The 12,715-nt window shown below is 75.8% G+C and carries 12 protein-coding genes and 1 riboswitch; of the genes, 8 read left to right on the top strand and 4 right to left on the bottom strand.

Annotated elements, in window-relative coordinates; translation table 11 throughout:
• Positions 1-214 precede the first annotated feature (214 nt).
• The 3 genes from ACGFX4_RS10435 (at position 215) to ACGFX4_RS10425 (ending at position 3,056) form a co-directional block, all read left to right on the top strand.
• Positions 215-916 carry a hypothetical protein gene (locus tag ACGFX4_RS10435; protein ID WP_393071654.1) on the top strand — a complete coding sequence of 234 codons (702 nt, stop codon included), beginning with the start codon at positions 215-217 and terminating at the stop codon, positions 914-916.
• Between the two features lie 135 nt (positions 917-1,051).
• On the top strand, positions 1,052-2,494 hold the full coding sequence (locus ACGFX4_RS10430; protein ID WP_393071652.1) for a PepSY-associated TM helix domain-containing protein: 1,443 nt from the start codon (positions 1,052-1,054) through the stop codon (positions 2,492-2,494).
• A gap of 73 nt (positions 2,495-2,567) precedes the next feature.
• On the top strand, positions 2,568-3,056 hold the full coding sequence (locus tag ACGFX4_RS10425; protein ID WP_393071650.1) for a DUF5990 family protein: 489 nt from the start codon (positions 2,568-2,570) through the stop codon (positions 3,054-3,056).
• On the opposite strand, the gene ACGFX4_RS10420 is transcribed toward ACGFX4_RS10425, so the two are convergent.
• On the bottom strand, positions 3,001-3,813 hold the full coding sequence (locus ACGFX4_RS10420) for an alpha/beta hydrolase (protein ID WP_393071648.1): 813 nt from the start codon (positions 3,811-3,813) through the stop codon (positions 3,001-3,003). The genes ACGFX4_RS10425 and ACGFX4_RS10420 overlap by 56 nt on opposite strands.
• An 89-nt stretch (positions 3,814-3,902) precedes the next feature.
• Entirely contained in the window at positions 3,903-4,565 is a 663-nt protein-coding gene (locus ACGFX4_RS10415) for a LysE family translocator (RefSeq protein WP_393071646.1), read from the bottom strand.
• Positions 4,566-4,641: 76 nt separating this feature from the next.
• Here ACGFX4_RS10415 and ACGFX4_RS10410 point away from each other — a divergent pair, with 76 nt between their 5' ends.
• The gene (locus ACGFX4_RS10410; protein WP_393071644.1) at positions 4,642-6,003 is read left to right on the top strand and encodes a PLP-dependent aminotransferase family protein; all 1,362 of its coding nucleotides are present in this window, start codon (positions 4,642-4,644) and stop codon (positions 6,001-6,003) included.
• Positions 6,004-6,016: 13 nt separating this feature from the next.
• Here the strand turns inward: ACGFX4_RS10410 and ACGFX4_RS10405 are convergent, their stop codons facing one another.
• Positions 6,017-6,607, bottom strand: a complete 591-nt coding sequence (locus ACGFX4_RS10405; protein WP_393071642.1) for a YdeI family protein — start codon at positions 6,605-6,607, stop codon at positions 6,017-6,019.
• Positions 6,608-6,638: 31 nt separating this feature from the next.
• Complete coding sequence (locus tag ACGFX4_RS10400) at positions 6,639-7,493, bottom strand: patatin-like phospholipase family protein (protein WP_393071640.1); 855 nt, start codon at positions 7,491-7,493, stop codon at positions 6,639-6,641.
• 84 nt (positions 7,494-7,577) lie between these two features.
• Between ACGFX4_RS10400 and ACGFX4_RS10395 the strand changes: the two genes are divergently transcribed.
• From ACGFX4_RS10395 to ACGFX4_RS10380, 4 genes are all read left to right on the top strand, one after another.
• Complete coding sequence (locus ACGFX4_RS10395) at positions 7,578-8,138, top strand: TetR/AcrR family transcriptional regulator (protein WP_393071638.1); 561 nt, start codon at positions 7,578-7,580, stop codon at positions 8,136-8,138.
• A gap of 116 nt (positions 8,139-8,254) precedes the next feature.
• Complete coding sequence (locus ACGFX4_RS10390; protein WP_393071975.1) at positions 8,255-8,461, top strand: DUF1272 domain-containing protein; 207 nt, start codon at positions 8,255-8,257, stop codon at positions 8,459-8,461.
• Between the two features lie 22 nt (positions 8,462-8,483).
• Positions 8,484-9,101 carry a hypothetical protein gene (locus ACGFX4_RS10385; RefSeq protein WP_393071636.1) on the top strand — a complete coding sequence of 206 codons (618 nt, stop codon included), beginning with the start codon at positions 8,484-8,486 and terminating at the stop codon, positions 9,099-9,101.
• Between the two features lie 63 nt (positions 9,102-9,164).
• A riboswitch (SAM riboswitch) is annotated at positions 9,165-9,277 on the top strand.
• 268 nt (positions 9,278-9,545) lie between these two features.
• The gene (locus ACGFX4_RS10380) at positions 9,546-12,680 is read left to right on the top strand and encodes an AAA family ATPase (RefSeq protein ID WP_393071634.1); all 3,135 of its coding nucleotides are present in this window, start codon (positions 9,546-9,548) and stop codon (positions 12,678-12,680) included.
• Positions 12,681-12,715 lie beyond the last annotated feature (35 nt).

Genomic DNA, 12,715 nt, shown 5'->3' with positions numbered 1-12,715 from the left:
CTCAAGTAATGCGTCCGACGGTAGGCCTCAATGGTTGAGTATGTCAACCATTCGCGGCGGCGGCTCGGGCGGCGGGGCGGTCCATGATCGTGATTCGGCTCACGGTGCGGCGGTCGGGTGCGGTCCGGCGGGCCTGGCCCGCGCCGGACCGTTCGTGCGCGGTGCTGCCGGTCGGGGTGCTGACCGGTGCTCAGGCGACCGGTAGGTTGAGCCGGTGCGCGGATCCCAGGCCTGGCGGGAGCGGACCGAGAACGGTCTGCTCGGCGCCTCGGCGTGCCTGCTGCTGGGCATGGTCGCGCACGTGGCCGCCGGTGGCCGACTGCCCGGCCCGGTCGCGCTGATCGGGCTGCTGGCCGTCCTGACGGCGGTCGCCGTCCCGCTGTTCCACGCGCGGATCCGGCGGCGGTTCGAGCTGGTGGTCTCCGTCCTCGCGGCGCTCCAGTTCACGCTGCACCTGGCCCTGGACCGGCTCTCGGGCCCGGGCCACGGCACCGCCGGCCCCGCTGTCCACCAGCACACCTCGGCGGCCCCGGCGTACCTCTGCACCCACGACGGCCTCGCCGTCGTGCCCGACGACCTGGACATCGGCTTCGGGCCCGGCATGCTGCCCGCCCCGGCCGACGGCGGCGCGGACACCCACGCCGCCGCCGGCATGCCGGCCGGCATGGGCCTGCTGATGACGCTCACGCACGCGCTGGCCACCTTCGGTACCGCGCTGCTGCTCGTCCACGGCGACCGGATCCTGCGGCGCCTCGCCGCCCTGGTGGTGCGGCGGCTCGTCCTGCCCGTGCTGCGCTGCCCCGCGCCGCGGTGGCCGGCCCCGCCGGTCGTGAGCGCGCCCGTACCGCGCCTGCGCGGGGTGCTGCTGGCCCGGTGCGTCCCCAGGAGAGGGCCCCCGGCGGTGGCCTGGGCCTGAGCGCGACACCCCCGTGCCGGGGGTGCGCCCGGGCCTGCCCGCTCCGCCCCCGTCGGGCGGGGCTCCACCACCATCCATCGGCCCGTTGCGCGCCCGTGGGCCATGCCCGCGTGCGCGGAGAACCCCGGAGCAGAGATGTCCTCCACCGCTGAACCCCTCGCACCCGTCCTGCCGCCCGACCCGACCCCGCCCCGCCCGGGACGGTCCTGGGCCGGAGCCCGCGCCCTGCTGGTGCGCCTGCACTTCTACGCCGGCGTGTTCGTCGCCCCGTTCCTGCTGGTCGCCGCGCTGACCGGCCTCGCGTACACCTTCACCCCGCAGCTCGACCGCCTGGTCTACGAGAACTGGCTGACCGTCGAACAGACCGGCGGCCCGGTCCGCCCGCTGGCCGAGCAGATCGCCGCCGCCCGCACGGCGTACCCCGCGGGCGACCTCGTCCAGGTGATCACCCCGCCCGGGCCCGAGGACACCACCCGGGTGGTGCTGTCGCTGCCCGAACTCGGCGAGAAGCAGCGCACCGTCTTCGTCGACCCCTACACCGCCCGGGTCAAGGGCGACCTGACCACCTGGTTCGGCTCCACGCCGCTCACCACCTGGCTGGACGACCTGCACCGCAACCTCCACCTCGGCGACACCGGACGCCTCTACTCCGAGGTCGCCGCGTCCTGGCTGTGGGTCGTCGTCCTCGGCGGGCTGGTGCTCTGGCTCGGCCGCAGCCGCGGGCGGCGGGCCGCCGGCGTGCGCGGCGTGCTGCTCCCGGACCGCGCGGCACGCGGCGTCCGGCGCACCCGGAGCCTGCACGCCGCCACCGGCGTCTGGCTGGCCCTCGGCCTGCTGTTCCTCAGCGCCACCGGCATGACCTGGTCCCAGTACGCCGGTGACCGCTTCGGCCAGCTCCTGGACGCCGCCAAGGGCCACGCGCCGGTGCTCGACACCGAGCTGCCCGGCGCGGACACCGGTGGCGGGGGCGCCGGCGGCGGTGAACACGCCGAACACCAGGCCACCGGCGCCCCTGCGAAGGGCGGCCCCGCCGACTTCGAGAAGGCCCTCGCCGTCGCCCGCGCCGCCGGCCTCGGCGGCACCGTCCAGATCAGCCCGCCCAAGAAGCCCGGCCGCGCCTGGACCGTGGCGCAGAAGGACAACACCTGGCCCGTCCACTACGACCAGGTCGCCGTCGACACCGGCGCGGGCACCGTCACCGCGCGGACCCGCTGGGCCGACTACCCGCTGCTCTCCAAGCTCAGCAAGCTCGGTGTCCAGGGCCACATGGGCGCCCTCTTCGGCCTCGCCAACCAGCTCGTCCTCGCCGCCCTCGCCGCCGGACTCACCCTCGTCACGCTGTGGGGCTACCGCATGTGGTGGCAGCGCCGGCCCACCCGGGCCGACCACACCGCCCGGGTCGGCGCCCCGCCGGCCCGCGGCGCCTGGCGCGCCGTGCCGCTGCCGCTGCTCGTCGTCGGGATCCCGGTGGTGGCGGCGGTGGGCTGGGCGCTGCCCGTCCTCGGCGTGACGCTGCTCGGGTTCCTCGCCGTCGACGTCGTGGTCGGCGTGCTCCGCCGCACCCGCTCCACGGCCTGACCCGCCGCCGTGCCGCCCCCGCCGCCGGTGTTGTGGTGGGGGCGGCACGGTCCGAGTGCGGCACGATGGCCGCATGGACCTGCGGATCGACGCGACCGACCTGCCCGGCAGCAGCTGCGAACCCGGCCCCGGCTTCCCCGGCGCGACCGGCATCCACGTCGCCGTCCAGCGCCGCGGCCGTCCGGACGAGCTGCTCGGCCTGCACCCCGGTGACGCCCCGAGCGCCGGCTGGACGCTCCACTGCACGCCCGTCCGTACCCCGCAGGGCCTCGACCTGCGCGGCCCCCACCTCCAGGGCGGCCCGCACGCCCGGTTCGTCTACCTCTCCTGGGGCGCCGTCGACGCCGCCGGCACCTTCACGATGTTCCGCCGCGCCAAGCTGATGCTCGACGCCGTCGACCGGCAGACCCTCGAAGCGGCAGAGGCGTGCGGACTGCTGATCGCCCGCCTCGGCCTCACCGACGGCCGGGGACACCCCCTCTGCGCGGCCGTCCGCCCACCCGCGGTCACCTGGAGCGCAGGCACTCCGCACCAGCCTCGACCGGCAAGCGCTGCGCGGTGATTCCGGCGGCACGGGCGAGCAGGTCGGCGGTCCGCGACCCCGCCTCCACGGCGTGATCGGCGGTGCTGGGCAGGCAGCGGCCGTGCTCGGCGACGAACTCGGTCATGATGACGCCGGCGTGATCGGTCGCGACCTCGATCAGGGACACCGGCCGGCCCTGACCCTCGAGAGCCGTTCGCAACTCGCGCGAACGCTCGACGTCCACCACCGGATCGGCAGTGCCGTGCACCAGCCACACCGGTACCGGCGGCACCGGGCTGCCGCCCAGACGGAGGTCGTCGATCGGCACGGTGCCGGTGGTCGGCGCTGCCGATCCGTACCCGCCGGCGATTCCCACGACGGCCTGCGGCCTCCAGTCGAGGAATGCGGCGGGATTCAGGGCGACACCCACCGCGGCCTTGCCGCCCAACGACCAACCGGCGAGCACGATCCGCCGGGGATCGCCCCCGAAATCGGCTGCGTTCCGCCGTACGAAGTCGGCCGACTCCCGTAGGTGGGTTCGCCCTCCGTCCGGGGCGTCGGGACGCCAGTCCGGCACCAGGACGACGACCCCCAGCCCCGCCGCGGCGCGGGCGACCGGGGCGAGGACGTCCCGTTCGTCGGGGCCCCGGCCGTGCCAGAGCAGCACCGCGGGCACCGGCTCCGACGCACCCGCAGGTCGGTAGACGTCCATGAGCTTGCCAGCGGCCCCGTACGTGAGCCCCGTCCTGACGACAACCTCCGCGGCCACCGCGACACCCCCGATCCGCCACACCACGAACCACGTCACGCTACCGACCTGAGTCGGTCGACCTGACTCCGGGTCAAGGGCGACAGACCTCCGCAGGAGGACGGCGGCGTCTCCTGTCAGGCGGCGACGGCCTTGGCGCGGTCGGTGGCGATGCGGAGGGCGATGCCCGCGAGGACGGTGCCCATCGCGTAGCGCTGGACGCGGAGCCAGGTGGGGCGGCGGGCGAGGAAGCCGGCGATGGTGCCCGCGCTCATCGCGATCAGGCCGTTCACGGTGACGGCGATGGCGATCTGCGTCAGGCCGAGGACGAGGCCCTGCTCCGCGACGTGCCCGCGCTCCGGGCGGACGAACTGCGGCAGCAGCGAGACGTACATGATGGCGATCTTCGGGTTGAGCAGGCAGGTCAGGAACCCCATGGCGACCAGGCGGCGCGGCGGGTCCTGCGGCAGCTGCTGCGGGGCGAAGACCGCGGTGCCGCCCGGCCTGACGGCCTGCCAGGCCAGCCAGAGCAGGTAGCCCGCGCCGGCCAGCTTCACCGCGGTGTAGAGGAGCGGGACGAGCGCGAAGACCGCCGTGATGCCCGCGGTGACGGCGGCGAGGTAGACCAGGAAGCCGGCGGCGACGCCGGTCAGCGACAGCAGCCCGGCCCGGCGTCCCTGAGTGATGGAGCGGGAGACCAGGTAGATCATGTTCGGCCCGGGCGTGAGCACCATGCCCGTCGCCACGGCGGCGATCCCGAGTACGGCCTGCGCGTCGACGGCGGAGGTGAGAGCGTCCATGCGCCGAGGCTAGGCGCCGGTGCGTACTCGGTGCAATGATGACTTTGCGCTCGGTGCAATCGGGAGGAATGTGCTGATGGACGACTACCGCGCGATCGCGGACGAGATCGCCGCCTCCATCGCCGACGGACGCCTGCGCCCCGGCGAACAGCTGCCCACGCAGCGCGCCTACGCCCGCCGGCGCCGCATCGCCGGATCCACCGCCGGCCGCGTCTACCGCGAACTGGTCCGGCGCGGGCTGGTGGTCGGCGAGGTCGGGCGCGGCACCTTCGTCCGGGCGGGCGGCGGCCGGCCCGGCGCACCGGTGGCCCTCGCCGAACCGGCCGCCGCGCCCGTGGACCTCGAACTCAACTACCCGGTCGTCCCCGAGCAGTCCGCGCTGCTCGCCGCCGCGCTGGGCCCCATGCTGCGGGCCGACGCGCTGGACGCCGCCCTCCGCCCGGTCGGCGCGGCCGGCACGGCCGCCGCCCGGGAGGCGTTCGCGGCCCTCGCCTCGGGCACCGGCCGTGCGGGGTTCGGGTCGCAGTGGAGCGCGACCGCCGACGAGGTGCTGTTCGCCGCCAACGGCCGCCAGACCGTCGCCGCGGCCCTGTCCGCACTCGTTCCGCCCGGCCGGCGCCTGGGCGTCGAAGCGCTCACGTACCCCGTGGTCAAGGCGGTCGCGCAACGCCTCGGCATCACGCTCGTCCCGCTGCCCACCGACGAGGACGGCCTGCTCCCCGACGCCCTCGCGGCCGTCCACCGGACCACCCCGCTGCACGCCCTCTACCTGCAGCCGCGGATCCAGAACCCGCTCGGCGCCACCCTCGACCCCGAGCGGCGGGAGGCCCTGGCCGCCGCACTGCGCCGCCTCGACCTGCCCGTGGTCGAGGACGCGATCTGGTCCTACCTGCGCCCCGACAGCCCGCCGCTGGCCGCGCTCGCACCGGAACGGACCGTCCTCGTCGACAGCCTCTCCAAACGCCTCGCCCCCGGCCTCACCACCGGCTTCGCCGTCGTACCCGCCGCGCACCGGGCCGCCGTCGGCGCCGCCCTGCGCTCCGGCGGATCGGCGCCCAGCGGATTCGCCCTGGAAGCGGCCGTCCGCTGGATCGCCGACGGCACGGTCAGCGCGGTCGAGGCGGCCAAGCGCACCGACGCCACGGAACGTCAACTCCTGGCCCGCCACTGCCTGGCCGGCCAGACACTGCGCGCCGACCCCTGCTCGTACTACCTCTGGTGGGAGCTGCCGGCGGCCTGGCGCGCCGAGACCTTCGTCGCCGCCGCCGCGCGCCACGGCATCGCCGTCACCCCCGGCGCCGCCTTCGCCGTCGACACCCGCTCCACGCCGTCCGCGGTCCGGGTCGGCCTCGCCTCGCCGCCGCTGCCCGTCCTGACCCAGGCACTCGACACCCTCGCCCGGGTCGCCCGCGCCACACCGGAGGACCTGCTGGACTGACGGGCGCCCGGGGCTACGCGCCGGTGCGGCCCTCGTCGGCGAGGCGGGAGACCGTACGCTCCAGACGGGCCCGCCGGACCAGGTCCGTCGGCGCCTGGAGCAGCGGCAGGACCGCCAGGTAGCGGCCGGTGCGGTCGAGCGCCCGGAACGCGCGGTCCGCGTCCGGATCGGCCGCCAGCGCGGCGGCGAGGTCCTCGGGCACGGTCGCGGTGCGCTGCGACTCGTACGCGCGCTCCCAACGCCCGTCCGCCTGCGCGCGGCGGACCTCGGCGAGGCCCGGCTCGCGCATCCGGCCCTCCGCGGTGAGCACCGCCACCTTCTCGACGTTGACCTGCGACCACAGACTGCCCGGCCGCCGCGGCACGTACTTCTGCAGGTAGTACCGCTCGTCCAGCCCGCGCCGCTGACCCGAGATCCAGCCGAAGCACAGGCCCACGTCGACCGCCTGGTCACTGGTCAGCGACGGGATCCCGCTGCCCTTCTTCGCCAGCTTCAACCACACGCCCTCGGTGCGGGTGTGATGGCCGCTCAGCCACTCCGTGAACGCCTGCTCGTCCGCGAACGGCAGGACCTCGACCCCGGCGATCGTCTCGCTGCTCTCCATCCCGCCAGGCTAACGGCGGGAGCGGACACGGTCAGGGCTCGCACCAGGCGGCACGGAGCTGCTCGGCGGCATCGGCGGCCTGGTGGAGGCCCGCGTGGTAGGCGGGTTCCCAGGCCGTCCGGTCGTTGAGGTCGGGGCCGAAGGCGCGCAGGGAGGCCGGATCGGGCTCGACGGTCACCGCGGTGTGCGCTGCGGCGACGGCGAGTTCGCGGTCGAGCAGCGTGCGGGGGAACAGGTGCGCCTGCGGGTCGACGACGACGAGCGTGCGGGCTCCGGCCGCGAGGCGGGCGTTGGTGGTGGAGTGCAGGGCGCCGTCCAGGTAGCGGCGGCCGTCGACGGTGATCGGCGGGTAGAGGCCGGGGAAGGCCGTGCCGGCTGCCACGGCAGAGGCGAGCGGAGCGCCGCTCGTACGGTCGAGGACCACCTGCTCGCCGGTCTCGGCGTCCGTCGCCGGGACGAGCAGCGGCCGGTCCGGCCAGGTGTCGGCGCCGACCATGGCGTGCATCCGGGTGACGTGGGCCTGCTCGGGGCCGGTGTCGGCGGCGAGGGCGATCCGGCCGACCCGGCGTCGGGCGCCGTCCGGGTCGGCGGCGGCGTTGCCGAGTTCGGCGAAGACCTCGCCCAGCCGGCGCCCGTCCACCCGGGGAGGGGTGGCGGCGGACCCGGCGGGGCGTGCCGGGGTGGCGAGCCGGGCGGGGTCCTGGCCGGTGGCCAGCAGCGCGGCGACGATCGCGCCGGCCGAGGTGCCGACGAACAGGTCGGCCTCGGCGAGATCCACTCCCCGGTCGCGCAGTCCGCGGGCCAGCCCGGCGGTCCAGGCCGTGCCGACGAGACCTCCGGCGCCCAGGACGAGTGCCCGGTCAGGTGCCCTCTCGGGTGCGTGCATGACTGTCTCCCTCCCCGTTAGTGAAACAGTCGTACCATATACTGATGCAGTGTCAGATGCGCCCGACAGGAGGGACGACCGACCGTGGGGCGACCCCCTGATCCCGCGCGGCGCGAGGCGACGCTGGCGCGTGCCACCGACTACGTCCTCGCGCACGGCCTCGCCGGGCTGAGCCTGCGGCCGCTCGCTGCCGCGCTCGACACCAGCCCGCGGATGCTGCTCTACGACTTCGGCAGCAAACAGGAGCTGGTCGCCGCCGTCCTCGCCGAGGCCCGCCGCCGCGGCGCGAACCGGATGGCCGACTGCCTGCCGGTGGAGGCGGCCACCCCGGAGGAGCACCTGCGCGGCATCTGGGCCTGGATCAGCGCACCGGAGCGCGCCCCGTTCGTCCGGCTGTTCTTCGAGGTGCACGCCGACGGCCTCGTCCACCCCGAGAACTACCCGGACCGGGCCGAGGCGATCACCGGCTGGTTCGGCACCCTCGGTGCCGCACTGCGCGGCGTCACCACGGGCCCCGACGACACCGCCACGCCGACTCTGGTCATGGCCGTCGTCCGGGGCCTGCTGTTCGACCTCGCGAACACCGGCGACCGTGACCGCACCGACCGGGCGCTGGACCGCTTCTGCGAGCTCCTCCGGCGGTGAACGCGCCGGTCGGAGTGGCGGGATCTTGCGGAAAGGTGTCACGGGTGGTGCTTCCGGGCGGCGATCCGCGGTGGCGATCATGGAGGTGGATGTTCGAACCCGGAACGGAGACCGTCATGGCCCTGGAGATGCGCGACCGCTGCGAACGCTGCGAGGTCGCCGAGCTGACCGAGACCTCGCCGGCCCGGATCTGCACGTACGAGTGCACCTTCTGCGTGCCCTGCAGCGAGGCCATGCAGGACATCTGCCCCAACTGCGGCGGCGAGCTCGTCGCCCGTCCCCGCCGCGGGGCGGTTCGGGTCGGCGCGGGCGAAAGCAGTTGACCGGCTCGGCATGATGTCCGGCATGGGTACGGATATCAGCGGCTACCTGGAGTACCGGGCGCCGCAGGACGATCAGGAGTCGATCTGGAACACCGCACACGATCTGAAATCCCTTTTCCCGGACCGTGACTACGACGTGTTCGGGTGCCTCTTCGGGGTTCGCAACTACGCGAACTTCCGCCCCCTGGCCGCGGGCCGGGGTCTGCCCGTCGACGCCTCGGCCGGCGTGGCCGCGCGGTTCGCGCAGCTGACGGAGTGGTACGGCGAGGACGGCTTCCACGGCACCACCTGGATCGGCTGGGCCGAGGTGAAGGCGGTCGACTGGGACGAGCCCGCGGAGCGGCCCGACAGCCGGCTCCACGAGTACCGCCGGACCGCGCACGGGCTCCGGCTGACGGGCAAGTCGTCCTGGAGTCCCGCGTTCGCCGAGGCCGTCGGTCTGGCGAGGGGCGAGGAGCGGCAGTGGCCCGAAGGGAGCGAGTGGCTCGTCGGGGACACGCTCTACCGATCGGTGACCCTCCGCCGCAAGGACGCCGTCACCGCGACCGGGGAGTGGCAGGCCGTGTGGACGGCCATGGAGGCGCTCGCGGCGCAGCACGGTGACGACAACGTGCGCCTGGTCGTGTGGTTCGACGAGTGAGCGGTGTTCCGCGACTCGGGATCGGATTGACGGGCCGACCAGCGGCTTCCTAGACTCGAACGCGGCGAAGAGTGTCAGTCCCACGGCCCCGGCCGACTGACCGGCAACCCCCACACTGCGGTGGGGTGCCCCGGGGATAAGCCAGGTGGCATGGCGTCATGCCGCAAGCGCAGTCGTGTGCCCCTCGGGGGCGGGGATGGAGAAGGTCGTGGCCCAGGGGGCGGTCGGACGTCGCACGGTCGGGCTCCGGTTGGTGGCGAGGCTCGACATCGACCTGCTGAGGCGTGCCAGTTCGCTGTGTCGTTGAGGACGGTCGGCCGAGGACCGGGGCGCGTGACGTGCCGTCCGGTGGGCCGACAGGAGGACCCGACCATGAACTTCGCGATTTCCGCGTAGGGGGCGCCGTGCGGCCGCGCTCCCTCGCGGCCTGCTTCAGGAGTACGGATGTCCATCGCCCCCGTGCGTGCGTCGCACGCCCTTCCGAGAACGCTGCCGGCCGGCCGGGAGGCCGAGTACCGGCACCTGGCGCAGGCCCTGGACCGGTGCGAGGCCGGCGTCGGCACGGTCGTCGCCCTGCACGGGTCGGTGGGCAGCGGCCGCAGTGAACTGCTGTACAGCTTCAGCGATGTGGCGGCCGAGCGCGGCGCCACCGTCCTGATGGGCACCGGATCCCCGCTGGAGCGGGACTTCCCGCTGGGCCTGGCCCGGCAGTTGCTGCAGAGCGCGCCGCTGGATCCGACCGAGGAGGCCGCCGCGGAGACCCTGCTCGCGCAGGGCGCGGTGGAGGCCGCGCGGCGGGCCCGGACGGCCGGGCCGGGATCCGCGGAGGGGCTGGAGGGCCGGCTCGGACAGCCCACGCTGGAAGGGCTGTTCGGCCTGGTGCGGGGGCTGGCCGCACGCGGTCCGGTGCTGATCGCGGTCGACGACCGGCAGGACGCCGACCCGCAGTCGCTGGAGTTCCTGCTGTACCTGGTCCGCCGGACGAGGAACAGCGGGGTGCTGACCGTCCTCAGCTCGCGCGAGACGATGACCCCGCCGAACCCGTTCTTCGAGGTCGAGCTGGCCCGCCAGCCGCACCACCGGCAGGTCAGGCTGGACGTGCTGTCGCGTGAGCTGGTGGACCAGCTCGTCCGGGAGCGGTTCGGGGCCGCGACCGCCGTCCGGACGGGCCGCGCGGCGCACGAACTGACCGGCGGGAACCCGCTGCTGGTCCACGCGCTGATGGACGATCAGGAACGCGCCGGGACACCGGCCGACCTGGTGGCCGACCTGGTGGCCGGCGAGGGCTACCGGCGCGGACTGATGCACTGCCTGCACCGGATCGACCCGCTGGCCCTGCGGTACGCCCGCGGCGTCGCGGTGCTGGGAGCCGCGGCGAGCCCCGCGCTGCTCGCCGAACTGCTGCTGCTGCCCGCCGAGGCGCTGCCGCGGGCGCTGTACCTGCTGCACGCGGCCGGACTGTTCCGGGACGGCGGATTCCGGCACGCCAGCGCGGCCGGGGACCTGCTCGCCGCGATGCGGCCCGAGGAACTGGCGAGCCTGCACGAGCGGGCCGCCCGCCTGCTGAGCGCCGCCGGGGCCGAACCCCGGACCGTGGCCGGCCACGCCCGCGCGGCCGAGGGCTACCGGCGGCCACCGTGGTCCGCGGACACGGCGGCCGAGGGCGAGCCGGCGGCCGCCGTCGCGGCGGTGCAGGTGGCTGGGCCGGCGGTGGCGGTGGCGGTGGACGGTCCGGGCGCCGGCGACGGTGGTGGTGACGTCCGGGTGGGGGCGAGCGCCGAGCAGGGGGCGGTCGCGGTGCCCGGCGGCGCTCGGACGTCCGCGGCCGGCGTGGGTTCCGGCGGCGTTGCGGCGTTCGCGGCCGGGCCGTCGGTGGGCCGTGGGGCCGACGCCCCGGTGGCCGGGTCGGCGGCGTACGCGTCCGTGGTGCCCGGGGCGGGGGCGGCGTACGGGGATGCGGTGGCGTTCCGGTGCGTGCCGTCGCTGCCCGGGACGGTCGGGGACGGCGCGGGGGCGCTGCGCCACGAGCTGAAGGAGATCCGGCACCTGTTCTGGCAGGGTCGCGCGGAGGACGGCGTGGCCGCGCTGGAGCGGTTCGAGGCGGGCGCGGGGAACACCGGCGCGAGCGCGGGACTGCGGACCTGGCTGGGGTACTGGTACCCCTCCCTGCTGCCGGCACGCGCGGCCGGTGAGGCCGAGGCACCCGGCGGGATGCGGCTGCTGGCCGGGCTGCTCGCGGGGACGGTCGCGGTCGGCGAGGCGGTGGTCCGGGCCGAGGCGCTGCTGCGGGACGGCCGGCCGGGTCAGCGGGTGGAGGGGCCCGGGATGGAGGCGCTGAGTGCGGCGCTGACGGTGCTGCTGTACGCGGACCGGGCCGACCGGGCGGCGTACTGGTGCGGGGTGCTGTCGGAGCGCGGCACGCTGCGCTGCGGCACGCCGTGGCAGGCGCTGTACTCCGCGCTGCGGGCGGAGGCGGCCCTGCGCCAGGGCGACCTGCGGACCGCCGACGAGGCGGCGCGGGCGGCGTTCGCGCAGGTCACGCCGGACGCGTGGGGCGTGGCCGTGGGCCTGCCGCTGTCCACGATGGTGGCGGCCCGGACGGCGTTGGGCCTGCACCAGGACGCGGCGCGCTTCCTGGGGCTGGCCGTACCGGACGGCATGGCGCGGACGCCCGCCGGGCTGCACCTGCGGTACGCCCGGGCCGGGCACCTGCTGGCGGTCGGACGGGCCGAGGAGGCCCTGGGGGAGTACCGCGCGTGCGGCGACACCATGGCCCGCTGGGGCCTGGAGCACCTGCCCGCGATGGCGCCGTGGCGGCTCGGCGCGGCCCGGGCGCAGCTCGCGCTGGGCCGTCCGCAGGCGGCCGCGTTCCTGGCGGACCAGCAACTGGCCAGGCTGGGCGAGGCGGGTCCGCTGCGGCTGCGCGGGCAGGCGCTGTGGATCCGGGCGGCGGCGGGGGAGCGGGCGGAGCGGACCGCGCTGCTGGAGCAGGCGGTGGAGCTGCTGGAGGAAGCGGGCGCGGAGGCGGACCTGGCGGGGGCACTGGCCGAGCTCAGCGAGGCGCAGCGGACCGACGGCGACCCGGGCGGCGCCCGGCTGACGGACCGTCGGCTGCGCCGCAGCCCGGCCCTGTCGGTGGTCCCGGCGCTCACGCAGGCCGCGGTGGCGCACGCGGCGGTCGCCGATCCGGCCGTCGAGCCGCAGACGCCCACCGCTCCGACGCCCACCGCTCCGACGCTCGGCCCTCCGGCCGCCGCGCACCCGGTGCCCGTGCATCCCGGAGCCTTGCAACCGGCCGTCGGGCCGCCCGCGGAGGGGCTGTCGGACGCCGAGCGGCGGGTGGTGGAGCTGGCGGTCCGCGGGCTGTCGAACCGGGACATCGCGCGCAGGCTGTTCATCACGGTGAGCACCGTGGAGCAGCATCTGACCAAGGTGTACCGGAAGTTGGGGGTCCGCCGGCGGGTGGACCTGGCAGCGGTGGTCGGCGGCGCGGACGGCGGTGCGGCAGCGTCGGCGGGCGGGACCGGGGTCGGGGTGCCGTTCGGCCTCGGGGCTAGGGGTACGACAGGGGTTGCGTAGGGGCCCGGCGGGTCGGGTCGGCGGGGGACGCTGCG

It is taken from the genome of Kitasatospora sp. NPDC048365 (genome assembly GCF_043200835.1).
Lineage (GTDB): Bacteria > Actinomycetota > Actinomycetes > Streptomycetales > Streptomycetaceae > Kitasatospora > Kitasatospora terrestris.
Note: the sequence above shows the minus strand (reverse complement) of the source record. Positions and strands in the feature narration are given on the sequence as shown.

What these genes read in the sequence shown, in the direction of transcription:
- ACGFX4_RS10430 (WP_393071652.1), top strand. Translation starts at nt 1,052, where the DNA reads ATGTCCTCCACCGCTGAACCCCTCGCACCCGTCCTGCCGCCCGACCCG.
- ACGFX4_RS10385 (WP_393071636.1), top strand. Translation starts at nt 8,484, where the DNA reads ATGGGTACGGATATCAGCGGCTACCTGGAGTACCGGGCGCCGCAGGAC.
- ACGFX4_RS10380 (WP_393071634.1), top strand. Translation starts at nt 9,546, where the DNA reads ATGTCCATCGCCCCCGTGCGTGCGTCGCACGCCCTTCCGAGAACGCTG.
- ACGFX4_RS10410 (WP_393071644.1), top strand. Translation starts at nt 4,642, where the DNA reads ATGGACGACTACCGCGCGATCGCGGACGAGATCGCCGCCTCCATCGCC.
- ACGFX4_RS10425 (WP_393071650.1), top strand. Translation starts at nt 2,568, where the DNA reads ATGGACCTGCGGATCGACGCGACCGACCTGCCCGGCAGCAGCTGCGAA.
- ACGFX4_RS10415 (WP_393071646.1), bottom strand. Translation starts at nt 4,565, where the DNA reads ATGGACGCTCTCACCTCCGCCGTCGACGCGCAGGCCGTACTCGGGATC.
- ACGFX4_RS10400 (WP_393071640.1), bottom strand. Translation starts at nt 7,493, where the DNA reads ATGCACGCACCCGAGAGGGCACCTGACCGGGCACTCGTCCTGGGCGCC.
- ACGFX4_RS10390 (WP_393071975.1), top strand. Translation starts at nt 8,255, where the DNA reads ATGGCCCTGGAGATGCGCGACCGCTGCGAACGCTGCGAGGTCGCCGAG.
- ACGFX4_RS10405 (WP_393071642.1), bottom strand. Translation starts at nt 6,607, where the DNA reads ATGGAGAGCAGCGAGACGATCGCCGGGGTCGAGGTCCTGCCGTTCGCG.